A 24555-nucleotide genomic window follows, 5' to 3' on the forward strand; every position below is an offset into this window, starting at 1 on the left:
CCGTGGGTGAACCCCCGCCGTGGGTGAACCCGCGTGCTAGGCCGCCAGCCCCAGCGCCGCCATCCGCTTCGTGTGCGCCTCGGTGATCCGGGAGAACATCCGGCCGACCTCCGCGAGGTCGAACCCGTCCGCGACGCCGCCCACCAGCATGGTCGACAGGGCGTCACGCTCGGCGACCACCCGCTGCGACTGCGACAGGGCCTCGCCCATCAGCCGTCGCGCCCACAGCGCGAGCCGACCGCCGAGCCGCGGTTCCGCGTCGATCGCGGCGCGCACCTTCTCGATGGCGAAGCTCGCGTGCCCGGTGTCGTCGAGGACGCCGAGCACCAGGCTGCGGGTGTCGGAGTCGAGACGGGCCGCGACCTCACGGTAGAAGTCACTGGCGATCGAGTCGCCGACGTACGCCTTGACGAGCCCCTCCAGCCAGTCCGAGGGCGCGGTCTGCCGGTGGAAGCCGTCGAGCGCGGCGACGAACGGCTCCATCGCCTGCGTCGCGTCCACGCCGACCGCCGTGAGCCGGGCGCGCAACTGCTCGAAGTGGTGGAACTCCGCCGACGCCATCTTCGCCAGCTCGGCCTTGTCGCTCAGCGTCGGCGCCAGCTTGGCGTCCTCCGCGAGCCGCTCGAACGCCGCCAGCTCGCCGTAGGCGAGAGCTCCGAGCAGGTCCACGACCGCGGCACGGTACTGCGGGTCGACGGCGGCCGTCTCCCAGGTCTGGGCGGCGACCGAGGTGGCCACCCGTGAGGTGTCGTCCGTGGCCGCGGGAGAAGGGGCTTCCGTGGCCGTGGAAGCGGTGTCGTCCGCGGCCTCGGCGGGGGTGTCAGCGGCGTTGTCGGGCGTCGTCATGAAGCGCACAATAGCCCGCTCAACGCAACACGGAAGTCCCTGGTCAATCAGTGTGACGACCACTACGTGACCAAATCGGCCATCGCGTATGCGCGATTCCGGGGTATGGTGGTAATGCGCCCGGCGACTATTCGACGGGCCGCATGAATGAGGATGCCCGGTCGGTGGCCCGATCGGCTCCGACCCGACAGCCCTCCACGTCGGTACGGCACATTGCGTACGACACCCGGAGGGAACCCTCAGTGGTACGAGAGCTCGAGCGTCGGCAGTGGTCCCATGCCACTCGGCCCGCCCGTAAAGAGCGGCCGACGTCCCCGGCACGGTCCCGACACGACCCCCCGCGCTCGCCTCGCACTGCGTACACAGAACAGGCAGCACCCTGACTACCACTTTTCGAGAGCTCGGAATCCTTGCCGAGACAGCTGAGGCCCTTGAGGCCGTCGGCATCATCAATCCCTTCCCCATCCAGGAGATGACGCTCCCCGTCGCCCTTTCCGGCAGCGACGTCATCGGCCAGGCCAAGACCGGCACCGGCAAGACGCTGGGCTTCGGTCTCCCGCTCCTCGAGCGCGTCACCGTCCCCGCCGACGTCGAGGCGGGCCGGGCGCAGCCCGAGCAGCTCACCGACGCCCCGCAGGCCCTCGTCGTCGTTCCGACGCGCGAGCTGTGCCAGCAGGTCACGAACGACCTGCTGACCGCGGGCAAGGTCCGCAACGTGCGCGTGCTCGCCATCTACGGCGGCCGGGCGTACGAGCCGCAGGTCGAGGCGCTCAAGAAGGGCGTCGACGTGATCGTCGGCACCCCGGGACGCCTCCTGGACCTCGCGGGCCAGAAGAAGCTCAATCTCAAGCACATCCGGGCGCTCGTCCTGGACGAGGCCGACGAGATGCTCGACCTGGGCTTCCTGCCCGACGTCGAGAAGATCATGAACATGCTGCCGGCCCGCCGTCAGACGATGCTGTTCTCGGCGACCATGCCGGGCGCGGTCATCGGCCTCGCGCGCCGCTACATGTCGCAGCCCACGCACATCCGCGCCACCTCGCCGGACGGTGAGGGCGCGACGGTCGCGAACACCGCGCAGTTCATCTACCGCGCGCACAACATGGACAAGCCGGAGCTCGTCGCGCGGATACTGCAGGCCGACGGCCGCGGCCTCGCGATGGTCTTCTGCCGCACCAAGCGAACGGCGGCGGACCTCGCCGACCAGCTCCAGCAGCGCGGTTTCGCCTCCGGCGCGGTCCACGGCGACCTCGGCCAGGGCGCCCGCGAGCAGGCGCTGCGCGCGTTCCGCAACGGCAAGGTGGACGTCCTCGTCTGCACCGACGTCGCCGCGCGCGGCATCGACGTCGAGGGTGTCACGCACGTCATCAACTACCAGTCCCCCGAGGACGAGAAGACGTACCTGCACCGCATCGGCCGCACCGGCCGCGCGGGTGCCAAGGGCATCGCCGTCACCCTCGTCGACTGGGACGACATCCCGCGCTGGCAGCTCATCAACAAGGCGCTGGACCTAGGCTTCCCGGCCCCGCCGGAGACGTACTCCACCTCCCCGCACCTCTTCGAGGAACTGAAGATCCCGGCCGGCACCAAGGGTGTCCTGCCGCGCTCCGAGCGCACCCGCGCCGGTCTCGCGGCCGAGCAGGTCGAGGACCTCGGCGAGACCGGCGGACGTGGTGGTCCGCGCGGCCGAGGTGGCCGTGCCGCCGCTCCGGCCCCGGCCGTCGAGCGCGAGCGGGAGAGGGAGCGTCCGGCCCGTACGCCGCGCCGCCGCCGTCGTACGCGCAACGGCGCCCCGATGGACGAGGGATCCACCTCTCCCGAGGTGACGACCGAGTCAGCCGAGGCACCCGCGACGGGCGAGCCCCGCACGCCGCGCCGCCGTCGCCGCACGCGCACCGGCGCGTCGGACCAGGCAGCGGTGCCCCAGACCGTCACGGAGCCGTCGCCCGCGCCCGCGGAGACCACGGTCACCACTGCCGCGGTCGCCACAGCCGAGGGCGTCCCGACCGAGAGCGTCACGGAGGAGCCGGCCAAGCCGCGCCGCCGCCGCACCCGCAAGCCCGCGGACACGGTGGAGGCCACGGCCGAATCCGTGGTCGCCGAGGCGGTCGCCATCACGGAGAGCGCCGTCGAGACCCCGGCCCCGCGCCGCCGCACCCGCAAGGCCACCGCGGCGACCGTCGAGGCCGACATCCCGGCGGAGGCCGCCACCGAGGCACCGACCAAGCCCCGCCGTACCCGCAAGGCCGCCACCCCCAAGGCCGAGGCGACCCCCGACGCGACCGCCGAGGCCGCGCTGGACACCGCCGAAGCCGCGGAGGCCAAGCCGCGCCGCCGCACCCGCAAGGCAGCGGCCACCGCCCCCGTCGAGGCCGACATCCCGGCTCAGACGGCGGAGGAGCCCGCGGCCCCGCGCCGCCGCACCCGCAAGGCCACCGCGGCGAGCGTCGAGGCCGACATCCCGGCGGAGGCCGCCACCGAGGCACCGACCAAGCCTCGCCGCACCCGCAAGGCAGTGGCGTCCGCGACGGAGGAAGCCGCCCCCGAGGCGACGGCCCCCAAGCAGCGCCGCACCCGCAAGGCCGTCACGGCGACGGCCGAGGCCGACATCCCGGCCCAGCCCGCCGAGTCGACCGACCCGAAGCCCCGCCGCCGCACCCGCAAGGCCACGGCCACCACGGAGCCCAGCGAAGGCTGACCCCGTCCCACCCGATGGCCCGGCCCCCCACCCAGGGGAGCCGGGCCATCGGCACACCGGCAGCCCCCATGCCGGAACCGCCGCAGCCCCGTGCCGCACCCGCGAGACCACGGAAGGGGCCGGGGGCCGGTACATCAAATGCCCGTCGCATACGTGGTCACACCGCCGCCCCACCCCACAACAAACCAGAGTGCCCATCAAGCGACGGGCGGATGTACCGGCCCCCGGCCCCGACCCACCCACCCACCCACCCGGCGCAGCCCCACCCGCCGCCGGCACCAGAACGCCGGATAACCTCACCCCATGAGCAGGCCCGCCACCTTCACCCCACCCCCCGGCGTAAAGGCCCACAGCCTCCACACCCCCCGCGGCCGTTTCGCCGCGCTCGAAGCCACCCCCCGACGCCCGAGCAAAGGAACCGTCCTCCTGCTTCCGGGATTCACCGGCAGCAAGGAGGACTTCATCTCCCTGCACGAGCCCCTCGCCGCGGACGGCTACCGCACGGTGGCTGTGGACGGCCGGGGCCAGCACGAGTCCCCCGGCTCACGGGACGACGAATCGGCCTACGCCCAGGACGAGTTGGCGAGGGACGTACTCGCACAGGCGGACGCCGTCGGCACCCCCGTACACCTCGTCGGCCACTCCCTCGGCGGCCAGATCGCCCGCGCCGCCGTCCTCATGGACCCGTCGCCCTTCGTCTCCCTCACGCTCATCGCGTCCGGCCCGGCCGAGATCTCCCCCTCCCAGCAGCAGCGCGTCAAACTGCTCCGCGACGCACTCGCGGTCATGGACATGGCCCAGGTCTGGGAAGCCATCCAGGCGATGGAACCCCCCGAGGACACCGACACCGGCGACCTCGACACGGGACTAGACGACCGCGCCGACCTGCGCCGCCGCTGGCTCGGCAACAGCCCGGCCCAGCTCATCGCGACCGGCCGTCAGCTGTGCACGGAACCCGACCGGGTCGCGGAACTCGCGGCGCTCCCCCTGCCCAAGCATGTCCTGTCCGGCGACGAGGACAACACCTGGCCGCTCCCGCTCCTCGACGACATGGCCGTACGTCTCGACGCGCGCCGCACGGTCGTACGCGGATCGGAGCACTCCCCCAACACGGACCAGCCCCGTGAAACGGCCCTCGCCCTGTCGGACTTCTGGAACACCCTCCACCTCTAGGGACCCCACCAGCCCAGCCAGGCTCGGCACTTGGGCCGCCACCAACCCCGTAACCCGGTAGGTACCGCGCCCGCTAGTACTGCGCCCGCAGGTGCTCCCAGAATCCGTCCCGCAACGCCCGCCGCAGATCCGCCTGCCCCCGCAGGGAGTACTGCAACAGCCCCTCGGCCTCGACCAGCAGATCCTGGTCGACCGAGCCGGGCAGGTACGGATGACCGGGCAACAGCTCGACCAGCGCCTCCCGCCCCCGCGCCGCCAGCCACTTCGCGGCGACCTGCGCGCCCACGAACCGTACGTCGTCGCGTGTGGGCCGGGCCGCCGCCGTCGCGTCGTACGTGGCGGCGGTCCGCCGTGCCACGTACGGCTTGAAGAAGTCGAGGTCGAAGGTGCGCTGGCTGTCGACCTCCCAGAGCAGCGGCTCGGCCTGGTTGCGGCCCTCGGGCGCCTCGATGCCCCACAGGTGGACCCGCGCGCCGTAACCCTGCGCCGCCTCGACCGCGGAGACCAGGTCCTCGTCGCCGCCGAGCAGCGCGGCGTCGCTGATGGCGCGGTGCCGGGCGAGGGACTCCAGGTCGGACCTGATGAGCGAGTCGACGCCCTTCTGCTGGTTGTTGGCGTTGAGGTTGCCCAACCGGACCTTGACGTCCGGGAGTTCGGCGATCGACTGCTGTTCCGCGGTGTGGATACGGCGTCTCGCGCCGTCGTACCAGTACACGCGCAGCAGCCTGCTGTCGGCGAAGATCGTGCGGGCCCGGTCGATGAGCGCCTCGATGAGCCCTTCGGTGTCGAGATCGAAGGAGCGGCGGTCCTCGGTCCCTGCGACCAGCCGTCCGGCGGCCGCGTAGAGATACCCGGCGTCGACGAAGATCGCATGGGTCGAGGGCGTCTTCGCCACCTCGGCGAGCATGCGCTGGAGCAGCTCGTTCGTGCGGTCGATGCGGGCGCCGAGCGCCTCGAGGTCTTCGTTCATCGCCACCATTGTCCCGGCGGTCACGCTTCGAACACAACCGGTCCCGATCAGTCCACTACCGACAAGTAGTTAGCGTCTCGAAGAATTTCCTTAGCGTAGGGAATGTTTGTAACACGCATCCCGTTGAATCCGTATGGAGCGAGGGGCGCAGACGCCTCACGCACCACACCCAAGTAGTTCTCCTCAGGAGGATGACCAGACGAAGGGAGAAGCCCATGCGCTTCGAAATCATGCGACTCGACGATGTCGACGGAACAGCCGTGGACAGCACCGTTGTAGACGCCGCCTCCGTCAATCGGATCGTTCAGCAGGCCGCCGCCATAGGACAGCGCCTCTGGATCCGCCCGGCCGACCCGTCCGCTTCATAACGCGCGGACACCAACTCACACTTCAGAGCCCCGTACGGCGCGATGCCGTACGGGGCTCTGTGTATACGACGGCGGCTCCCGGGACCCGTCAGCTCCCCTGGATCACCTGAGTGACCCCGTTGATGATCTGCTGCACCGCGATCGCCGACAGCATCATGCCCGCGAGCCGTGTCACCAGCACCACGCCGCCGTCCTTGATGACACGGATGATCACCAGCGAGTACCGCATCACGATCCACAGCACGACGTGGATGGCGAGGATCGCGACCCACGCGGACACCTGCGTGGTGACGCTGTCGGCCTTCTGCACGGCGAGGATCACCGACACGATCGCGCCGGGACCCGCGAGCAGCGGCATGCCCAGTGGTACGAGGGCGACGTTGACGTCCTTGGTCTGCTTGGGCTCGTCGGTCTTGCCGGTCAGCAGGTCGAGGGCGATCAGCAGGAGCAGCAGGCCGCCCGCGATCATCAGCGCGGGCACCGACACGTGCAGGTAGTCGAGGATCTGGTGCCCGAGCAGCCCGAACACGGTGATCACTCCGCCGGCCACGCAGACGGCCTGGAAGGCCATCCTTTTCTGCACCTTGGCGGGGCGCCCCGCGGTCAGCGCGAGGAAGATCGGGGTGATCCCTGGGGGATCCATGATCACGAAGAGGGTGAGGAACAGGGAGCCGAAGACGGCAACGTCGAACATGTGTGAGGCCTTGCGGGTGTCGAGGAGCGGAATCGTGCGGGGTGAGGCGCGTGCCCCGAGGTACGGGGCACGGCAACGGAGAATCAGGGGGCTGGAGGAACGGGATACAGCGGCGGCGTCAGGCGCCCCGAGGAGCGGAATCAGGCAGCGGAGGCCATGCGCCCCAAGCGCGAAATCTCGCAACGGAGGCCATAGGCCCGAGGAGCAGGCCTAGCGGCGGAGATCACGCGCCCCGAGAGGCACCGAACACCCGAGAGGCACCGGACAGAGGAAGGCCCGCGCCCCAAGACGAGGGACCGGCCGGGGGCAGGACCGGCCAGGGAAAGGCGCGCTCCCCGAGAGGCAGGACCAGCCAGGGAAAGGCGTGCCCCCCGAGAGGCAGGACCAGCCAAGGAAAGGCGCGCCCCCCGAGACGCGGGACCGGGCAGGGAAGGGTGCTCCCCGAAACCCGAGACCACCCAGGCCGGTTACGCGCCCTGGTTTCCGCCGGCGCCCGGCACCGGGAACGCCCCGGTGGCCCGCCGGACGATCTCCCCGTACACCTCGGGATCGGTGGTGAACTCGCCGAGCACGCACGTCTTGCGGCTGCCGTGGTAGTCGCTCGACCCGGTGGTGAGCAGCCCCAGTTCGGCAGCCAGCCCGCGCAACCGAGCCCGGGTGGCCGGCTCGTGGTCCATGTGGTCGACCTCGATGCCGTCGAGGCCCGCGGCGGCGAGTTCCGCGATGGCGGACTCCGGCACGGTACGGCCGCGCTTGGCGGCGGCGGGGTGCGCGAAGACGGTGACGCCGCCCGCGCCCTTGACCAGCCGGATCGCCTCGAAGGGGTCGGTCTCGTGCTTCTCGACGAAGGCCCGGCCGCCGTCGGACAGCCACTGCTCGGTGAAGGCGTCGTTCACGGTCGGTACGACGCCGATCTCGACCAGCGCGGAGGCGATGTGCGGGCGTCCCACCGAACCGCCGCCCGCGATGCGCGCCACCTGCGTCCAGGTGATCGGCACGCCGAGTTCCCGGAGCCGGGCGACCATGCTCTGGGCGCGCGGCACCCGGTCGTCCCGTACGAGCTCGCGCTCGGCGAGCAGCGCGGGCTCCTCGGGGTCGAAGAGGTAGGCCAGCATGTGCATGCTGATGCCGTCCAGGCGGCAGGAGAGCTCGGCGCCGGTGACCAGGGTCAGCCCGGCGGGCAGCGCGTCGAGCGCCTCCGCGTACCCGCGGGTCGTGTCGTGGTCGGTCAGCGCGACGACGTCCAGTCCGGCTGCGCCCGCGTTGCGGACCAGCTCGGCCGGGGTGTCCGTACCGTCGGACGCGGTGGAGTGGGCGTGCAGATCGATGCGCACTACGCGGACTCCAGACAGCGACAGAACGGAACAGGACACCCAAGGGTAACGGGAAACCGACCCTCCCCTGTCACACCCGCACCCACGCGGCGCCCCCTACGAACCGGCTGTGAGCCACAGGGCCCGCCCGTACGAACCGGCCGTGAGCCCTACGGCTCGGCGGCGCCCCCTCCACGAACCGACTGCGAGCCCTACGGCTCCAGGATCCGCGGCGACAGCGCCCCGCAGGGCAGCAGGTCCACCTCGGCGCCCGCGTCCCGCAGGTCCGTCAGGACGAGTTCGTCGTACATGAGCAGTCCCGACTGCTCGGGCCACACGACCGCCCAGAGCCACAGTCCGAGCGCCTCGCCGGCGAAGACGGCGCGGTCGTCGGGGGCGCCCGCCACATGCCAGAGAGGGGTGGGGCGGCCGGCCGCGAGAACCTTCGCCTGCGGCGGCTTCTCGACGCTCATGTACGGGCCGGGGTCGGGGCCGTCGACTCCCGCGTACCGCGCGCCGAGGCCGACGCCGAGTTCCTCGGCGACGAGGATCAGTTCCCCTATGCCGCCGAGCGGTCCTGGGCCCGAGCAGGCGACGGCGGTCGCGCGCCCGCCGCTGCGGTCGTCACCGGCGAAGGCCGCGCCGGTGAACAGCCAGCCGACGGGCAGCGGCCAGGGCATCCACACCGGCACCCGGGCACGGTGCACCACCACGCCGAGGGCTTCGACGCTGGGCGGGATCACGGGCTGAAGCGGATGCACGGTGCCGTGCAGATCGCACTGCCAGGAATCGGCAAAGAGGCCGGGAGCCCTGACCCGGCCACCACACTTCGGGCAACTGGGTTCGCCCCTCATAGAGCCCAACGGTCCTCCCCGTCCTTCGCCGCGTCAAGGACGATCACCCGTCCGGCACGTACGCCTCACCCGGGGTCATCCCGAGAAAGTAGATGTAGCTTGCATTATTTAGTCGACCTAACTTATTATGTGTATACGTCAACGATCTCGTCGAGGACTGCGAGGACCACGTATGCGCACCGCCACAGGGGAACCCACCGGAGAACCCGCCGAACGGGGCCCGGCCGACGACCCCTTCGACACCGGAGCCGGCGGCATCCTGCGCCAGCCGAAGGCCGTCTGGGCGACGGCCGGGGCGTCCGTCGTCGCCTTCATGGGAATCGGGCTCGTCGACCCGATCCTGCCGTCCATCGCCAAGGGCCTGGACGCCACCACCAGCCAGGTCTCGCTCCTCTTCACCTCGTACTTCCTGATCACCGCGGTCGCGATGCTGGTGACCGGCTTCGTGTCCAGCCGCATCGGCGGCAAGAAGACCCTGCTGCTGGGCCTCGCGCTCGTCGTCGTCTTCGCGGGCCTCGCCGGCACGTCCGGGTCGGTCGGCGAGCTCGTCGGGTTCCGGGCGGGCTGGGGCCTCGGCAACGCGCTGTTCGTGTCCACGGCCCTCGCCGTCATCGTCGGCGCCGCGGCCGGCGGCAGCGCCGCGGCGATCCTGCTGTACGAGTCCGCCCTCGGCCTCGGCATGGCGTGCGGGCCCCTGCTGGGCGCGCTGCTCGGCAACGCGAGCTGGCGCTACCCGTTCTTCGGGACCGCGTTCCTGATGGCGATCGGCTTCCTGTGCATCACGGTGTTCCTCAAGGAGCAGCCGAAGCCCGCCCGGAAGACCTCACTGCTCGACCCGATCCGGGCGCTCGGCCACGGCGGTCTCGCCTCGGCGGCGGCGTCGGCGTTCTTCTACAATTACACGTTCTTCACCGTGCTGGCCTTCACGCCGTTCGTGCTGGACATGACCCCGTACAAGTCGGGCGCCGTCTTCTTCTGCTGGGGCCTGCTGCTCGCCCTCTTCTCGGTGATCGTGGCCCCGCGCATGCAGGCACGCTTCGGCTCGCTGAAGGTGCTCGGCGGCTCACTGGTCCTGCTCGCCGCGGACGTGCTCGTGCTCGGGTACGGCAGCCACACCACCGCCGTCGTCTGCACGATCCTGTCCGGCGCGTTCATCGGCGTGAACAACACCGTCTACACGGAACTGGCCCTCGGCGTGTCCGACGCGCCCCGCCCGGTGGCGAGCGCCGGGTACAACTTCGTGCGCTGGTTCGCGGCCGCCGCCGCGCCGTACTTCGCGCCGAAGATCGAGGAGTGGAGCGACATCCACATCCCGTTCGTGGTCGCCGCCGCCACCGCGGTGATCGGCGCCGTGGTGGTCTTCGTACGACGGGACGCGCTCACGCACGAGGCCGAGGAGCTGGAGCCGCGGCACGCGACGGAGGACAGCGTCGGAGTTTTTGCCAACTGACCGATTCCGGCCAGGGTCTGACCCCGTCTCAGCCAGAACGGCGAAAAACCTCAGTCCAGTGGTACGGACCTGCGCAGCGGATCGCGCAGGTCCGTACCGCCGTTCAGCCAGCGTTCCTGGAGGGCGCCCGCGCCGTGCACGCGTTTCCACGCGGCCTCGTTCGGCGTCATCGGAAGGAGCGGCAGGAAACGTACGGGGTCGGCGGGCTCGTCCAGGTCCAGGTCCTCCACCAGGCCGCCCGGCTCGGCGACCAGCACCGAGGTGAAGGTCGCGCCGGGCCAGAGGGGTTCACCCACGTCGAGGGAGGCGCCGGGAGCCACGATCAGGCCCTCGACCTGCGGAGACGCGGCCAGTACGGCGAGCGGGCGGAGCACCTTGTCGGTGTCGGCGGCGCCGGCGCGCACGGACAGGACCAGCTCGGCGCGCGGGCCCTTCACCGGGTCGGCGATCACCGCCGTGGGGTCCGCCATCGGCTGGGCGGACATGCCGAGCGTCGCGTAGCGGACGATGTCGCCCTCTGTGAAGCGCAGCACTTCGACGCGGTCGGTACCGACGAAAGTGACCGCGGCGCGGGCGTCGGGTTCGCCCAGCGCGGAACGCAACCGGGCCTCGACCAGAGGAAGAACATCAGCCATGAACCGAGCATAGATCTCGTTAGGAGCGGGCAAAGCGGCGCCTTGACGCTTCGGCGCGCTGCTAGTCTTGGCCGCTGGCCGGGGCAGCACGCAGAAGCGTCGCTCTCAAGTCCCGGCCCACTGAGGCTGACTCCCCCTCACGGGGGAACTGTCCGACTCCCCTTTGGAGGGAGCCGGGTCCCCCGCGGGGGATGGATCGTCCCTCACGGGGGACCGACCGGAGGAGGTGGGGCTGCAATGGACCGAAGTCATCCGTGCAGTACTACCCGCTCTTCCCGTCGCTGAGTTCGTTAGCTGGCCCTCCGGTCCCGCCGGCTGTCGCCTCCCGCGATCGTGTGCATACGTGTCAGCGTTGCCCTGTGCACCACGGAAGAGCGCTTCGTTCCCTTCTGATCCGTCCGATCCGAACGCGATCCGTCCGGTTGATCCGAACTCGGTCCGCCCGGTCGAGACGTGATCCGCCTGATCTGAATCAGTAGCGAAGCTGCCACCGCGACGGTGCGGTGCTCCCCGCTTTGTGGACGTGCCAAACATCCGCAGTCAGGACGTCCCCATTCCGGGTAGTTCCAACCGTCGCCGGCCGCCTCCGTTGCGAAGGAGCCTGCCATGTCGATGATTCGTGACCTCCGTGCCGCGGTCCGCCCCCGTCCCTCGCTGCGCAAGGAAAGTGGCTCGTACGACACCACCCGCGACCCCGGTACGCCCTCGGCCGTGGTCGACTGCGCCGTCTACCGCGACGGCGCCCGGGTGCAGACCCCTGAGCCCCTGACGCCGCACCAGGCGATGCGCCAGGTGCACCGCGACGGCGGTTTCGTGTGGATCGGCCTGCATGAGCCGACCGAGGCCGAATTCTCGGGTATCGCCGGGGAGTTCGGGCTGCACCCGCTCGCCGTCGAGGACGCGGTGCAGGCCCACCAGCGGCCCAAGCTGGAGCGGTACGACGACTCGCTCTTCACCGTCTTCAAGACCATCCACTACGTCGAGCACGACCAGCTGACCGCCACCAGCGAGATCGTGGAGACCGGCGAGGTGATGTGCTTCACCGGGCGGGACTTCTTCATCACGGTCCGGCACGGCGGGCAGGGGTCGCTGCGGGCGCTGCGGCACCGGCTCCAGGACGACCCCGAGCTGCTCGCCAAGGGGCCCTCGGCCGTACTGCACGCCATCGCCGACCATGTCGTCGACGGGTACATCGCGGTCGCCGACGCCGTGCAGGACGACATCGACGAGGTCGAGACCCAGGTCTTCTCGCCCGGCCGCAAGGGCAGCCCGCGCGGCACGGACGCCGGGCAGATCTACCAGCTCAAGCGCGAGGTGCTGGAGTTCAAGCGGGCGGTGTCGCCGCTGCTGCGTCCCATGCAGCTGCTGAGCGAGCGGCCGATGCGGCTGGTGGACCCCGACATCCAGAAGTACTTCCGCGACGTCGCCGACCACCTCGCCCGGGTCCAGGAGCAGGTCATCGGCTTCGACGAGCTCCTCAACTCCATCCTCCAGGCCAACCTCGCGCAGGCGTCCGTCGCGCAGAACGAGGACATGCGCAAGATCACCTCCTGGGCCGCGATCATTGCCGTACCGACGATGGTGTGCGGGGTGTACGGCATGAACTTCGAGCACATGCCGGAGCTGCACTGGCGGTACGGCTATCCGGTGATCCTGGGGGTCACGGTCGTCATCTGTCTGGGCATCCACCGCACGTTGAAGCGCAACGGCTGGCTCTGAGCGCGCGCTGGATAGTCTTGGCGCCATGACGGAAGAGCTGCTCGACAAGGCCCTCGTCGAGGAGGCCACCAAGAAGTCCGGGCTGATCTGGGTGCGGAGCGACGGCGTGCCGGTGCTCGGGGCCCAGAGCCCGGCCGCCTCCTCCCGCGCCCTGTGGCACGTGTGGCACGACGGCGCGGCCTGTCTGATGGGCGACGGACCGGGCGAGCAGCCGCTGCCGGACCTGGTGGACGGCGGCGGCGCGGTCGTCACCGTACGCAGCAAGGACAAGGGCGGCCGGCTGGTCGCCTGGTCCGCGAAGGTGGTGGAGCTGACGCCGTCGTCCCCGGAGTGGGAGGCGGCGGTCGCCGAGCTCAAGGGCAAGCGCCTGAACGCCCCCGACGGCGAGGCCATGACCGCGCGTTGGGCCCAGGAGTGCCGGGTGCTCAGACTGGAGCCGACCGGCATGACGGGCGAACAGCCCACGGGCTCGCTCGCGGCCCCGCCCCTCCCGACCCCGGCGACCACCCGGCAGCCCATTCCCGCGGCACTCCCCCGTCTGCTCCGCAGGAAGCGCAAGCGCCGCTAGCGACAGGTCGCCCGGGACTCGCGGCGGGCTCCGGCGGCCCTACGACGAGGGCAGCTCCTGCCCGTAGTCGACCGTCTCCTTCTTGTCCGGCTCCTTCAGGGCGAAGTCCTTGCCCCAGTCCGTGAGGCGCAGGGTGCCGGCGTTGCCCGCGCGGACCAGGAGGAGGGGGTACGCCGTTCCCTCGAGGGAGACGTCCAGGGAGCCGCCCGAGCCGTCGTCGCCGGTGATGCGGAAGGTGCGGACGCCGGACTGCTCGTGGTAGCCGTCGGTGGCGAGGTCGCCCTGGAGCGTCAGCAGCCCGTCGAGGAGGACGTCCTTGTCGGTGAAGCCGCTGAAGCGCTTGTAGGCGGGGTCGTCGGACGGGACCTTCACGTACATGCCGCTGAGCTTGTCGGCGACGTCCGTGTCCGCCGAGGTGCCGCCGGAGCCGTCCGGGTCGCTCCAGAAGTCCGCGTCGGCCTTCAGGTAGAGGTGCTCGCCGACCCGCAGCAGCCGGAAGGTCGACTTCTTCGAGGTGACCGAACCGGTGCCGCCGTCCTCCTTGAGGCGCATGTCGAGCGTGTAGGTGGTCCCGTTGGTCACCACGGTGCCCGCGAGCCGCACCGTCTTCGCGGCCCCGGCCGCCTGCTTCGTCCTCGTCTGGATCTGGGCGGCGGTCAGCTTGCCCACTCCGTTGGTGCCCGCGTCCGGGTCCTCGCCGCCGCACCCCGTCAGTCCTGTCCCCGTCACGACCAGTGCGCACATCGCGCTCACCAGCGTGGCCCTGCGAGTACGGCCCTGGGGAAATGCAGTCACAGGTGGGGCGCCTTTCGTGCGCGGGTCCGGGCGGCGGCGTACGGCAGCGTACCGGTGCTCCCCACGGCCGGCGGAAGGGGTCCGTCCGGACCGCCCACCAGGGCGTATCCGACCGGGACGGGCTAGCCTGAAGCCCACCCGAGCGGACATAACGGCAGGAAGAGGAGGCGCGCGCATGGCCGCAGGCGCCCCCCGGATCTTCGTCTCGCACCTCGCCGGCGTCGCCGTCTTCGATCCGAACGGCGACCAGGTGGGCCGTGTGCGGGACCTGGTCGCCATGCTGCGCGTCGGACGGCGGCCGCCCCGGATCCTCGGCCTGGTCGTCGAACTGTCCACGCGCCGCCGCATCTTCCTGCCGATGACCCGGGTGACCGGCATCGAGAGCGGCCAGGTCATCACCACCGGAGTCCTCAACGTGCGCCGCTTCGAACAACGGCCCACCGAGCGGCTCGTGTTCGGCGAGATCCTCGACCGCCGGCTGACCCTCGTCGAGACGGACGAGGAGGTGACGGTGCTCGACGTCTCCGTCCAGCGGCTCCCCGCACGCCGCGAGTGGGAGATCGACCGGGTCTTCGTCCGCAAGGGCCGCAGCGGGGCGTTCAGGCGCACCAAGGGCGAAACCCTGACCGTCGAGTGGTCCGCCGTCACCGGTTTCTCGCTGGACGAGCAGGGACAGGGCGCCGAGAGCCTCCTCGCCACCTTCGAGCAGCTGCGCCCGGCCGACCTCGCCAACGTCCTGCACCACCTGTCGCCCAAGCGGCGCGGGGAGGTGGCCGTCGCGCTGGACGACGACCGCCTCGCCGACGTACTCGAACAGCTCCCCGAGGACGACCAGATCGAGATCCTCAGCAAGCTCAAGGAGGAGCGCGCCGCCGACGTCCTGGAGGCGATGGCCCCGGACGACGCGGCCGACCTGCTCGCCGAGCTGCCCGAGGACGACGTGGAGCGGCTGCTGACGCTGATGCGGCCGGGCGACGCGGCCGACGTACGGCGGCTGATGGCGTACGAGGAGCGGACCGCCGGCGGGCTGATGACGACCGAGCCCATCGTGCTGCGGCCCGACGCGACGATCGCCGACGCGCTCGCCCGGGTCCGCAACCCCGACCTCTCCCCCTCGCTCGCCGCCCAGGTGTACGTGTGCCGCGCACCGGACGAGACGCCGACGGGCAAGTACCTGGGCACCGTGCACTTCCAGCGGCTCCTTCGCGACCCGCCCTACACCCTGGTCAGCTCGATCGTCGACGACGACCTGCCGCCGCTCGCCCCGGACGTGGCGCTGCCCGTCGTCGCCGGGTTCTTCGCGACGTACGACATGGTCGCGGCGCCCGTCGTCGACGAGAGCGGCTCGCTGCTCGGCGCGGTCACCGTGGACGACGTACTGGACCACATGCTGCCGGAGGACTGGCGCGAGACGGAGTTCCACCTCTCCGAGGAGGTGGCCGATGGCGGGTGAGCGCGAGACACGCGAGCGCGCTTCCGCGGGCGCGACGGCGACCAGCCGGGGGCGCACCCGGCTCGACCAGCCGAAGGCGCCGCGCCGCAGACTGCTGCCGGAGTGGGACCCGGAGGCGTTCGGGCGGCTCTCGGAGCGGATCGCGCGGTTCCTGGGCACCGGACGGTTCATCGTCTGGATGACCGTCGTCATCATCGCGTGGGTGCTGTGGAACATCTTCGCGCCGGGCGACCTGCGCTTCGACAGCTACCCGTTCATCTTCCTGACCCTGATGCTCTCGCTCCAGGCCTCCTACGCCGCCCCGCTGATCCTGCTCGCGCAGAACCGCCAGGACGACCGCGACAAGGTCAACCTCGAACAGGACCGCAAGCAGAACGAGCGGTCGATCGCGGACACCGAGTACCTCACCCGGGAGATCGCCGCGCTGCGCATGGGCCTCGGCGAGGTCGCCACCCGTGACTGGATCCGCTCCGAGCTGCAGGACCTGATCAGGGAAATGGAGGAGCGCCGTCCGGAGGGTCGCGTCGTGTTCCCCTCGGAGCGCGCCGGGGGACGTGACGCGGAAGACCTGTGACGGGGCTTTCCGTAGCCCGTGGTGAGCCCCGTACCATCGACCTCATGGTGGCTACGGAAGACGCGGTGCGCGAAGCACTGGCGACGGTGAACGACCCCGAGATCCAGCGACCCATCACCGAGCTGGGGATGGTCAAATCGGTGGAGATCGGTGCGGACGGTGCGGTCGCGGTCACCGTGTATCTGACCGTCTCCGGCTGCCCGATGCGGCAGACCATCACGGACAGCGTGACCGCGGCCGTCTCGGCGGTCGAGGGCGTCACGCGGGTCGAGGTGACCCTCGACGTGATGAGCGACGAACAGCGCCGTGAGCTCGCCTCCGCGCTGCGCGGCGGCACGGCCGAGCGCGAGGTCCCCTTCGCGCAGCCCGGCTCGCTCACCCGCGTGTACGCGGTCGCGTCCGGCAAGGGCGGCGTCGGCAAGTCCTCGGTGACGGTGAACCTGGCGGCGGCGATGGCGGCCGACGGCCTCAAGGTGGGTGTCGTCGACGCGGACATCTACGGCCACTCGGTGCCCCGCATGCTCGGCGCCGACGGGAAGCCGACCCAGGTCGAGAACATGATCATGCCGCCGTCCGCGCACGGCGTGAAGGTGATCTCGATCGGCATGTTCACGCCGGGCAACGCGCCCGTCGTGTGGCGCGGCCCGATGCTCCACCGCGCCCTCCAGCAGTTCCTGGCGGACGTCTTCTGGGGCGACCTGGACGTCCTGCTCCTGGACCTGCCGCCGGGCACCGGCGACATCGCGATCTCGGTCGCCCAGCTCGTCCCGAACGCCGAGATCCTCGTCGTGACGACCCCCCAGCAGGCCGCGGCCGAGGTCGCCGAGCGCGCGGGCTCCATCGCCGTCCAGACCCACCAGAAGATCGTCGGTGTCGTCGAGAACATGGCGGGCCTGCCCTGCCCGCACTGCGGCGAGATGGTCGACGTCTTCGGCACCGGAGGCGGCCAGTCCGTCGCCGACGGCCTGACCCGCACCACGGGCGCCACCGTCCCGGTCCTCGGCAGCATCCCCATCGACGTCCGCCTCCGCGAGGGCGGCGACGAGGGCAAGCCGGTCGTCCTGACCGACCCCGACTCCCCGGCGGGCGCCGCCCTCCGAGCCATCGCGGGCAAGCTCGGCGGCCGGGCCCGCGGCCTCTCTGGCATGTCGCTGGGCATCACCCCGAGAAACAAGTTCTAGCGAACGTCAGGGGGGGCGCCCCGTCAGGGGGAGCGCTCCGTCAGGGGAGCGCCCCTTCAGGGGCGCGGGGAACTGCGCGAGCAACCACGACGAACCCGCGGGTTCAAACGCACCGCACCGCCCGGTGTACGGGAATGGGGGCGCCGTCCTGAGTGACGGCGCCCCCATCCCCGTACGCCCGCCGCCTAGGCGTACGCGCCGATGTCCTTGATCATCGAGAAGCCCAGCCCGTACGCGCTCATGCCACGGCCGTACGCGCCCACGTGGACGCCCTCCTGGGTGGAACCCGCGAGGACCCAGCCGAACTCGGACTCGCGGTAGTGGAAGGGCGTGGGGACACCGTCCACGGGGAGCGACAGGGTGGACCACTCCTCGCCCGCCAGGTCGTCGGCCAGGACCCAGGCGGTCTCCGTCTGCTGTTCCAGCCAGTCGTCCCGGAGGGTGTGGTCCATGTGGCCGGGCCAGGTGAAGGACAGCAGTCCCACCCCGGCGAGCCAGGCGGCGGAGGAGACCGAGGTGGCCTCCAGCAGACCCGTACCGTCCGCGCTGCGGCGAGAGGGGCTGGCCGCGACGGTCACCACGACCGCGAAGCGTTCCTTGTCCTCGGTCGTCTCGGCGCGCACGGTGGGCTCTTCGCCGTGGCCGATCGAACCGTGCTCGACGGCGCCGTCCGCCGAGGTACCGACCTGCATCAGCCAGCGCGGCCCCGTGAAGGCCTCGTCGAGGCCGTACCACGGGAAGGGCGCCAGCAGGTAGCCGTCGACCGTGCGCCGGGCGGAGGGGACCTGTTGTCCGCCCTCCGCGGCCGGCGCCTGCGCGCCTACCCGACTTGTCGTCTCCATCTGCCGGACGCCTCCTAGCTCTCGTCGGACCGCCGGGCCCACCCCCCTCGGGGATCCTTGTCGGTCCGCACAACAACTGGGCAGCATAGCCACACGACCGGGAGCAGCCGGGAAAGCGCCCGGCGCGTGGGTGGGTTTTCGGGCCGCGTGAGACTCATATCACCTGCGACGGAGCCCTCCGCGGGGCAACTGGTCCAACCGCCGGGCGGGGCCGACCAGTCGGTGGTACGCGGGTTCAGGCGGCGGGCGACCGCTCGGGCGGACCCTGAGTGTTCGGCCGGTATCCGACCGCTCGGGCCGAACCCGAGTCTTCAGCCGCTGTCCGACCGCTCAGGTGGCGTCCGACCGCTCAGGTGGCGTCCGCGTCGAAAGGCGGGCGCTCGTCCTTGGCGAGGTCGAGCTTCTCGCGCTTCTTCGTCATGTCGACGGACCCGCCGGAGGAGCCGGACCCGGAGCCCGAGCCGGACGCCGAGTCGGAGTCACGGCCGTGGACGGCGTCCGTGACGTCGGCCATCTCCTTCTTCAGGTCGAAGCCGTTGCGGATCTCCTTGAGCCCCAGCTCGTCGTTGTCCAGCTGCTTGCGGATGAACGTCTTGGGGTTGAGGTCCTCGAACTCGAAGTCCTTGAACTCCGGGCCGAGCTCCTCGCGGATGTCCGCCTTGGCGCTCTCCGAGAACTCGCGGATCTTGCGGATGGTGCGCGTGACGTCCTGGATCATCTTCGGGAGCTTGTCCGGACCGAAGACGAGCACGGCGAGGACGACGAGCGCCACCAGCTCTAGCGGTCCTATGTCATTGAACACCTGAAGCTCCTTGCGATGTCCTCGGTCCTCGGGCCCTCGGCGGTTCTTCCGTGGTCCGGGCCGGGTCCACGGTACCCGGCCATCCCGTCCGTCCGGAACTGTCCCGGGGCTTCCGAGTTCATGTACACGGCGGGTTTTCCGTGATGTTTGCTGTTCGGAGCAGGCCTCGGACGCCTTTCTGTGAGGTTCCTGTCAGTTGCTGTCGGCCGAGCCGAGGACGAGGGTGATCAGCTTCTCCGTGCCGCCCCGCAGGACCGTCAGCCGGAGCGTGTCTCCCGGGCGGTGGGCCCGGGTCTTCACGATGAGCTCCTCGCCGGAGTGCACGGGCCGGCCGTCGACCTCGGTGATGATGTCGCCCGGCTCGATGCCCGCCCTGGCGCCGGGGCCGCCCGCGGTGACCGCCGGACCGCCGTCGCCGCTCTCGGTTCCGACCCTGGCGCCGTCGCCCGTGTAGTCCATGTCGAGCGTGACGCCGATCACCGGGTGGGTCGCCCTGCCGGTGTTGATCAGTTCCTCGGCTACGCGCTTGCCCTGGTTGATGGGGATGGCGAAACCGAGCCCTATCGAACCGGACTGGCCGCCCTCAGGTCCCGAGCCGCTGTCGGCCGAGCGGATGGCGCTGTTGATGCCGATGGCGCGGGCCCGCGAGTCGAGGAGGGGGCCGCCGGAGTTGCCGGGGTTGATCGGCGCGTCCGTCTGCAACGCGTCCACGTACGAGACGTCGCTGCCGTCGCCGCTCTCCCCGCCCGCCGTGATGGGCCGCTCCTTGGCGCTGATGATGCCGGAGGTGACGGTGTTCGCGAGGTCGAAGGGCGCGCCGATGGCGACGACCGGGTCGCCGACCTGGACGCTGTCGGAGTTGCCGAGCGGCAGGGGTTCCAGGCCGTCGACGCCGGACACCCGTACGACGGCGAGGTCGTACCCGCTGTCGCGGCCCACCACCTCGGCCTCGGCGGTGTCCCCGCCGCTGAACGTCACGGTTATCTCGCCGCTGTCGGCGGCCGGTTCGACCACGTGGTTGTTGGTGAGGATGTGTCCCTGGCCGTCGAGCACGAAGCCGGTTCCGGTGGCCTCCTCCTCGGAGCCGCTCACATGCAGGGTGACGACGCTGGGCAGCGCCTGCGCGGCGATCCCGGCCACGCTGTCCGGGGCCCGCCTCGGCGCCTCTTTCCCGGCCTGCGGCAGCTCGACGTCACTCTCCCCGGAGTTCCGCTCCAGATACACCCCCACGGCCCCTCCCACGCCTCCGGAGACGAGGGCGATCAGCACCGCCCCGGAGACCAGCGCCCTGTTCGTCCGCCTCCGCCGCTGCTCCGTGGTCGCCACGGCCGCGCCCGTCTGCTGGAGAGGGCCGGGGGCCGCCCAGGGGTCGTAGTTCTGCCACGGGGTGGCCACTGGCGGTGCGTACGTGTCGTGCGCCTGCCCTTCCGAGTACGCGCCCGGAACCTGAGTCCCCCGCGCGGGCGTGGCCTCGGGATACTGCACCGGCGGCGCCGACGCCCACGGCCCCGGCTCCCCGTAGGGCGGCGTGCCGTAGGGGTCGGGGGCGTGGAGGGGCTCGGGGTGGTGGTCGCGGGGTGGAGCGGCGGACGGAGCGGGGGCCTGAGATTCGGCGGAACCCGAGGGAAGGGGGTGCCGGGGTTCCGAAGCGCGGCTGTCAGCGGGCTCCGGGGGGAAGTCGGGCCGGGGTTCGGACACGGGAACGGAGGGGGGTCCGGACGCTGGGGCGGCGAACGGTTCGGGCACGGGAACGGCGGGGGGTCCGGACGGAAGGTCGGCGGAGGAATCAGGCAGACCATCCGCTGGGGGTTCGGCGGCCCGGCCCCCGGAGTGATCGGACCGGCGAACGCCGGAGTTATCACCCGGTTCAGCGGCGGACTGAGCCGGAACAGGCCCAGCCAGCTTGAAGTCGCCATCGGCATCGGCGTCGGTGTCGGCATCGCCATAGGCGCCAGCCCCGACGCCCGGCCTCCCAGACGGCTCGTCACCCCCAGGACCAAGCCGCGCCGCACCCCCGGCGTCGGTCCCGGCCTCGGCCTCGCCGGACGACGCGCTCTCCCCGCCCTGCGGAGCAGGCGCGGCCAGTTCGAAGTCGCTGTCGGAGGCGGAGGTTTCGGTGGAACCCACGGTGTCGGTGTGCGCGTAAGAGCCCGGTGGCTTCGACAGGGCGCCGTCCTCGTGAGGTCGGGCGAGCTCGAAATCGCCGTCGGGTACCGGCTCGCCCTCGGACGGGCCAACTCCCGTATCCCCGGGGGCGACCGGCGGCCGGGGCCGGCTCCACCACTTCGCCTTCGGGGGCTTCCCCTCGCTCATGCTCTCCCCACACCCGGCCCCCGCGCTCAACTCACCGGCGGTTGCCGCAGATTGCCGACTCCGCGTCCGGGACACCTCCCGCGGACGCGGCCCACCCCGGATTCAACCAGGTTCACGGGCCGCCGCGCAGTGGGCGAGGTCAGCGGAGGGAGCCGGAGGTGGCGGACGGGGCGGGAGAGGAGGACGAGAGGGATCCGGGTGCCGCGAGCAGACCCGGGGTCGTGACGTCGGGGGCGGTGGACCACGAGGTCAGCGCGACCGGATCGACGTCGGTGAACGGACGTATGAGCGGGGACATCACGGCGGCGCCGGCGACCACGGGTGCCGTCAGCGTGTGCATGACTTCCTGAGCGTGGTCGACCGGAGCGGGGACTCCGGGCAACAGCGGCGCGGACACCTCGGTGGGCGCCACCGTGCTCTCGCCGAGCGTCCGCTCACCAAGAGCGAGCAGCGGCCCGACGGACCGGCGCCGCTGCGCGTCGGGAGCCGTCGAGGCCCCGGCGCCCTGCGTACGCATCGGTGTCACGTTGCTGCCGGAACCGGATCCGCCGCGCGCGTCCGCGGTGTCGGGGCCCGTGCCGGTCGACACCCCGCCGAGCGCGACCGCGGCGAGCGACACCGCTCCCGCCGCGGCGAAGGCGAAGCGCAGTCCGCGCGAGGCCGACCGCTCGGCCTCGTGACGGCCGACGTCATGGATACGGAAGCCGCGTCCCGAGGAGGGCGGCAGTACGTCGGTGTGGGGTTCGGAGGGGACGTAGCCGAAGGGCTCACCCCGTACTCCGAAGATGCCGGTGCCGGCGGAACCGCCGGGGATTCTTCCACCGAAGGCACCTCCGCCCAGCGGTGAGCCCATGCCCGCGTCGGAGTCGCCTCCGCCGGGAAGGCCCTGGAGACGGGCGAGGAAGCTCTCGGAGGGGGGCGGCGGCGCCATCTCCGCGAACACGTTCTTCAGTCGGCGCTGGGCCGCGGCCTCGGCCTTGCACTTCGCGCAGGTGGCGAGGTGGGCCAGGACGCGCTCGCGCGACTCATGACCGAGCTCTCCGTCCACGAGGGCGGACAGTCGGTCTCCCAGATGCTGCTCGGCAGGTGTAGGACGAGTTCCACTCACGCGGACGCGCCCCCTCCTCCCAGCGCGGGCACACCGGTCACCGCGAAGCCGCGGCGCTCGGCACGGGCCTCGGGGGACCGGTGCGCGAGGGCCTTGCGCAGCTGCGAACGGCCACGGTGAATCCGGCTGCGGACCGTGCCGAGCTTGACGCCCAGGGTCGCGGCGATCTCCTCGTACGACAGTCCCTCGATGTCGCAGAGGACGACCGCGGCGCGGAACTCGGGCGCGAGGGTGTCCAGCGCCTGCTGGACGTCGGCGTCGAAGTGCGCGTCGTTGAAGACCTGCTGCGGTGACGGCTCACGGCTGGGTAGGCGCTCGGCCGCGTCGTCGCCGAGGGCGTCGAACCGGATTCGCTGCTTTCGGCGCACCATGTCCAGGAAGAGATTCGTGGTGATGCGGTGCAGCCAGCCCTCGAAGGTGCCGGGCGTGTAGGTGGACAGGGAGCGGAAGACACGGACGAAGACCTCTTGGGTCAGGTCCTCGGCGTCGTGCTGGTTACCCGTCAGGCGGTAGGCGAGCCGGTAGACCCGGCCGCTGTGCGTGCTGACGATCTCCTCCCAGGTGGGCGGAGTCCACGCCTGCGACTCCGCGTCGCTGGTGAACGTCGCGGTCTGCGCGGAGTCGGCGCTGTGGAAACTGTCAGCGGTGTTGGTCACGGATTTCGGCTCACCCGCCGACCTGAGAAAGCGCCGCAGCACTCCTCCCCGATCCACAGGCGCAGCCGCACCTCCCCTGTCGGCTCTGGTGGTGTCCAGTGGAGCCCCTACCATAGCCACCTCGCCCGTTAGCTCCGGATAAGCGGTTTTACGAGAAATTGATACGCGCTCAAATCGCTGCGTGAGCGCTTCCTCGGTGTCCTGATCCATGCGCTTCCCCCAGTGCGTTTCCCCACCCCTCTAAACGCCTGGTCCCATCTGCGGGTTCCCGGCACCAACGGATACAGTCACGGCCAGGCAACTACGGGGACAGGAGAGGGTCATCACCGGCAACCGGCAGCCAGGCTGGGCGGCGTTCGCCGACGCCTTTGTCGCCGAGGACGAAGCACTGCTCTGGGCCCGGGACCGGGCCCAGGACGCAGGGCTGCGTTCGGTGTCGCCCGGTACAGGCGCCGCGCTGCGGCTGCTCGCCGCCACCGTGGACGCGAAAGCGGTGGCGGAGATCGGGACCGGGACCGGAGTCTCCGGAATTCATCTCCTCAACGGCATGCGGCCGGACGGGGTACTGACCACGGTGGATCCGGAGCCGGAGCGCCAGCAGTTCGCCCGGCAGGCCTTCCGCGCCGCCGGCTTCGCGAGCAACCGCGCCCGCTTCATCCCCGGCCGCGCCCTCGACGTCCTGCCCCGCCTCGCGGACTCCGGGTACGACCTCGTCTTCTGCGACGGCGACCGTCTGGAGTGCCTGGAGTACTTCGCTGAATCGTTGCGCCTGCTGCGTCCGGGCGGGCTCGTCGTCTTCGAGGGCGTCTTCGCGGACGGCCGCACGGTGGACTCCGGACCGCAGCCCGCCGAAGTCGGGCGGCTGCGGGAACTGCTGCGCGCGGTGCGTGAGAGCCAGGAGCTGGTGCCCTCGCTACTGCCGGTGGGCGACGGCCTGCTGTGCGCGGTCAAACGCTGACCGGGAGCACCCGAAAACGCCCTGACCAGCGGTTACGTCGATTTCGTACCCCCCAAATACAGCTGCCCCGGCACCGCGTACGATGCCAGGGCAGCTGAAAAGGGTGCGGTCGCGTCCCGCGTCAGCCGACGACCTTCTTGAGAGCGTCGCCGAGCGCGTCGGCCTCGTCAGGGGTCAACTCGACGACGAGCCGACCGCCGCCTTCGAGCGGAACGCGCATGACGATGCCCCGCCCCTCCTTTGTCACCTCGAGCGGGCCATCGCCCGTCCGCGGCTTCATGGCCGCCATGCTCGTTCCCCTTCCTGAAACCAGCTCATCGTCGCCGACGGCCCCTTAGAAGGGCACGCCCGTCCCCTCATAGGACACGCGTCACCGGCATCGAACACATTGCTTCCAGGCCATTATCCCGCATCTCAGGACCCGATGACCAACATCAGTCGGCATCGCTTGCGCAACGCGCTTGAGCAAAACCACTCAATTCGGCGATGTGACTGCGATACTGCGCCGCCGCACGACCTTCCGAGGTCAGGAATTCTTTGACACAGGTCACATGTCCGGGCGGCTCCGCTGTCAGTGATCTCCGT

General features: G+C 71.0%; 23 protein-coding genes. 10 read left to right on the top strand and 13 right to left on the bottom strand.

The window, feature by feature from the left end; translation table 11 throughout:
• Positions 1–36 precede the first annotated feature (36 nt).
• Entirely contained in the window at positions 37–855 is an 819-nt protein-coding gene (locus ACIP79_RS09670) for a ferritin-like fold-containing protein (RefSeq protein ID WP_401221531.1), read from the bottom strand.
• A 463-nt stretch (positions 856–1318) separates the two neighbouring features.
• Here ACIP79_RS09670 and ACIP79_RS09675 point away from each other — a divergent pair, with 463 nt between their 5' ends.
• Positions 1319–3544: a DEAD/DEAH box helicase gene (locus ACIP79_RS09675; protein ID WP_401221533.1), complete on the top strand. Its 2226-nt coding sequence runs from the start codon at positions 1319–1321 to the stop codon at positions 3542–3544.
• A gap of 303 nt (positions 3545–3847) precedes the next feature.
• Positions 3848–4717 carry an alpha/beta fold hydrolase gene (locus tag ACIP79_RS09680; RefSeq protein ID WP_401221535.1) on the top strand — a complete coding sequence of 290 codons (870 nt, stop codon included), beginning with the start codon at positions 3848–3850 and terminating at the stop codon, positions 4715–4717.
• A 73-nt stretch (positions 4718–4790) separates the two neighbouring features.
• Here ACIP79_RS09680 and ACIP79_RS09685 read toward each other — a convergent pair whose 3' ends face one another.
• The gene (locus tag ACIP79_RS09685; protein WP_383683362.1) at positions 4791–5687 is read right to left on the bottom strand and encodes an NYN domain-containing protein; all 897 of its coding nucleotides are present in this window, start codon (positions 5685–5687) and stop codon (positions 4791–4793) included.
• Between the two features lie 215 nt (positions 5688–5902).
• Between ACIP79_RS09685 and ACIP79_RS09690 the strand changes: the two genes are divergently transcribed.
• A complete protein-coding gene (locus ACIP79_RS09690) occupies positions 5903–6055 on the top strand; it encodes a hypothetical protein (RefSeq protein ID WP_383683364.1) in 153 nt (50 codons plus the stop codon).
• A gap of 88 nt (positions 6056–6143) precedes the next feature.
• Here the strand turns inward: ACIP79_RS09690 and ACIP79_RS09695 are convergent, their stop codons facing one another.
• From ACIP79_RS09695 to ACIP79_RS09705, 3 genes are all read right to left on the bottom strand, one after another.
• Entirely contained in the window at positions 6144–6749 is a 606-nt protein-coding gene (locus ACIP79_RS09695; RefSeq protein WP_401221540.1) for a MarC family protein, read from the bottom strand.
• Between the two features lie 467 nt (positions 6750–7216).
• The gene (locus tag ACIP79_RS09700) at positions 7217–8083 is read right to left on the bottom strand and encodes a PHP domain-containing protein (RefSeq protein ID WP_401221543.1); all 867 of its coding nucleotides are present in this window, start codon (positions 8081–8083) and stop codon (positions 7217–7219) included.
• Between the two features lie 191 nt (positions 8084–8274).
• Positions 8275–8916 carry a DUF6758 family protein gene (locus ACIP79_RS09705; protein ID WP_383683368.1) on the bottom strand — a complete coding sequence of 214 codons (642 nt, stop codon included), beginning with the start codon at positions 8914–8916 and terminating at the stop codon, positions 8275–8277.
• Positions 8917–9088: 172 nt separating this feature from the next.
• Between ACIP79_RS09705 and ACIP79_RS09710 the strand changes: the two genes are divergently transcribed.
• Positions 9089–10366, top strand: coding sequence for an MFS transporter (locus ACIP79_RS09710; RefSeq protein ID WP_387182195.1), 1278 nt, complete (start codon positions 9089–9091; stop codon positions 10364–10366).
• A gap of 50 nt (positions 10367–10416) precedes the next feature.
• Here the strand turns inward: ACIP79_RS09710 and ACIP79_RS09715 are convergent, their stop codons facing one another.
• Positions 10417–11001 (bottom strand): suppressor of fused domain protein, encoded by a 585-nt coding sequence (locus ACIP79_RS09715; RefSeq protein WP_401221548.1) that lies wholly within the window; start codon positions 10999–11001, stop codon positions 10417–10419.
• Positions 11002–11607: 606 nt separating this feature from the next.
• Between ACIP79_RS09715 and ACIP79_RS09720 the strand changes: the two genes are divergently transcribed.
• Together ACIP79_RS09720 and ACIP79_RS09725 are read left to right on the top strand one after the other, a co-directional pair.
• Entirely contained in the window at positions 11608–12720 is a 1113-nt protein-coding gene (locus tag ACIP79_RS09720) for a magnesium and cobalt transport protein CorA (protein ID WP_383683372.1), read from the top strand.
• A gap of 25 nt (positions 12721–12745) precedes the next feature.
• Complete coding sequence (locus ACIP79_RS09725) at positions 12746–13288, top strand: hypothetical protein (RefSeq protein ID WP_401221552.1); 543 nt, start codon at positions 12746–12748, stop codon at positions 13286–13288.
• Positions 13289–13327: 39 nt separating this feature from the next.
• Here ACIP79_RS09725 and ACIP79_RS09730 read toward each other — a convergent pair whose 3' ends face one another.
• Entirely contained in the window at positions 13328–14032 is a 705-nt protein-coding gene (locus ACIP79_RS09730; RefSeq protein ID WP_401222101.1) for a hypothetical protein, read from the bottom strand.
• A gap of 226 nt (positions 14033–14258) precedes the next feature.
• On the opposite strand from ACIP79_RS09730, the gene ACIP79_RS09735 reads away from it, so the two are divergent.
• The 3 genes from ACIP79_RS09735 to ACIP79_RS09745 are packed head-to-tail and all read left to right on the top strand — an operon-like array spanning position 14259 to position 17291.
• Positions 14259–15536, top strand: a complete 1278-nt coding sequence (locus ACIP79_RS09735; protein WP_401221554.1) for a magnesium transporter MgtE N-terminal domain-containing protein — start codon at positions 14259–14261, stop codon at positions 15534–15536.
• Entirely contained in the window at positions 15526–16110 is a 585-nt protein-coding gene (locus tag ACIP79_RS09740; RefSeq protein ID WP_401221557.1) for a DUF1003 domain-containing protein, read from the top strand. Before ACIP79_RS09735 ends, ACIP79_RS09740 begins: the two co-directional genes overlap by 11 nt.
• A gap of 47 nt (positions 16111–16157) precedes the next feature.
• Positions 16158–17291 (top strand): Mrp/NBP35 family ATP-binding protein, encoded by a 1134-nt coding sequence (locus ACIP79_RS09745; protein WP_383683406.1) that lies wholly within the window; start codon positions 16158–16160, stop codon positions 17289–17291.
• Between the two features lie 185 nt (positions 17292–17476).
• Here ACIP79_RS09745 and ACIP79_RS09750 read toward each other — a convergent pair whose 3' ends face one another.
• The 5 genes from ACIP79_RS09750 to sigE form a co-directional block, all read right to left on the bottom strand.
• On the bottom strand, positions 17477–18133 hold the full coding sequence (locus ACIP79_RS09750; RefSeq protein ID WP_383683381.1) for a hypothetical protein: 657 nt from the start codon (positions 18131–18133) through the stop codon (positions 17477–17479).
• 349 nt (positions 18134–18482) lie between these two features.
• Positions 18483–18935 carry a sec-independent translocase gene (locus ACIP79_RS09755; RefSeq protein WP_387182189.1) on the bottom strand — a complete coding sequence of 151 codons (453 nt, stop codon included), beginning with the start codon at positions 18933–18935 and terminating at the stop codon, positions 18483–18485.
• Positions 18936–19127: 192 nt separating this feature from the next.
• A complete protein-coding gene (locus ACIP79_RS09760) occupies positions 19128–20729 on the bottom strand; it encodes a trypsin-like peptidase domain-containing protein (RefSeq protein ID WP_401222103.1) in 1602 nt (533 codons plus the stop codon).
• A 658-nt stretch (positions 20730–21387) separates the two neighbouring features.
• A complete protein-coding gene (locus ACIP79_RS09765) occupies positions 21388–22356 on the bottom strand; it encodes a zf-HC2 domain-containing protein (RefSeq protein WP_401221560.1) in 969 nt (322 codons plus the stop codon).
• Positions 22353–23054: an RNA polymerase sigma factor SigE gene (gene sigE / locus ACIP79_RS09770; protein ID WP_383683385.1), complete on the bottom strand. Its 702-nt coding sequence runs from the start codon at positions 23052–23054 to the stop codon at positions 22353–22355. The genes ACIP79_RS09765 and sigE overlap by 4 nt, the downstream gene beginning before the upstream one ends.
• Positions 23055–23268: 214 nt before the next feature.
• Between sigE and ACIP79_RS09775 the strand changes: the two genes are divergently transcribed.
• On the top strand, positions 23269–23970 hold the full coding sequence (locus ACIP79_RS09775) for an O-methyltransferase (RefSeq protein WP_383683409.1): 702 nt from the start codon (positions 23269–23271) through the stop codon (positions 23968–23970).
• Positions 23971–24091: 121 nt separating this feature from the next.
• On the opposite strand, the gene ACIP79_RS09780 is transcribed toward ACIP79_RS09775, so the two are convergent.
• Entirely contained in the window at positions 24092–24259 is a 168-nt protein-coding gene (locus ACIP79_RS09780) for a DUF3117 domain-containing protein (protein WP_003966491.1), read from the bottom strand.
• Between the last annotated feature and the right edge of the window lie 296 nt (positions 24260–24555).

Origin of the sequence: Streptomyces sp. NPDC088747 (genome assembly GCF_044751025.1) — a bacterium.
GTDB lineage: Bacteria > Actinomycetota > Actinomycetes > Streptomycetales > Streptomycetaceae > Streptomyces.

Coding starts and splice junctions, on each gene's coding strand:
- ACIP79_RS09750 (WP_383683381.1), bottom strand. CDS start 18,133: ATGGAGACGACAAGTCGGGTAGGCGCGCAGGCGCCGGCCGCGGAGGGC.
- ACIP79_RS09730 (WP_401222101.1), bottom strand. CDS start 14,032: ATGTGCGCACTGGTCGTGACGGGGACAGGACTGACGGGGTGCGGCGGC.
- ACIP79_RS09735 (WP_401221554.1), top strand. CDS start 14,259: ATGGCCGCAGGCGCCCCCCGGATCTTCGTCTCGCACCTCGCCGGCGTC.
- ACIP79_RS09680 (WP_401221535.1), top strand. CDS start 3,848: ATGAGCAGGCCCGCCACCTTCACCCCACCCCCCGGCGTAAAGGCCCAC.
- ACIP79_RS09710 (WP_387182195.1), top strand. CDS start 9,089: ATGCGCACCGCCACAGGGGAACCCACCGGAGAACCCGCCGAACGGGGC.
- ACIP79_RS09725 (WP_401221552.1), top strand. CDS start 12,746: ATGACGGAAGAGCTGCTCGACAAGGCCCTCGTCGAGGAGGCCACCAAG.
- ACIP79_RS09740 (WP_401221557.1), top strand. CDS start 15,526: ATGGCGGGTGAGCGCGAGACACGCGAGCGCGCTTCCGCGGGCGCGACG.
- ACIP79_RS09780 (WP_003966491.1), bottom strand. CDS start 24,259: ATGGCGGCCATGAAGCCGCGGACGGGCGATGGCCCGCTCGAGGTGACA.
- ACIP79_RS09695 (WP_401221540.1), bottom strand. CDS start 6,749: ATGTTCGACGTTGCCGTCTTCGGCTCCCTGTTCCTCACCCTCTTCGTG.
- ACIP79_RS09715 (WP_401221548.1), bottom strand. CDS start 11,001: ATGGCTGATGTTCTTCCTCTGGTCGAGGCCCGGTTGCGTTCCGCGCTG.
- ACIP79_RS09685 (WP_383683362.1), bottom strand. CDS start 5,687: ATGAACGAAGACCTCGAGGCGCTCGGCGCCCGCATCGACCGCACGAAC.
- ACIP79_RS09720 (WP_383683372.1), top strand. CDS start 11,608: ATGTCGATGATTCGTGACCTCCGTGCCGCGGTCCGCCCCCGTCCCTCG.
- ACIP79_RS09690 (WP_383683364.1), top strand. CDS start 5,903: ATGCGCTTCGAAATCATGCGACTCGACGATGTCGACGGAACAGCCGTG.
- ACIP79_RS09705 (WP_383683368.1), bottom strand. CDS start 8,916: ATGAGGGGCGAACCCAGTTGCCCGAAGTGTGGTGGCCGGGTCAGGGCT.
- ACIP79_RS09675 (WP_401221533.1), top strand. CDS start 1,319: ATGACGCTCCCCGTCGCCCTTTCCGGCAGCGACGTCATCGGCCAGGCC.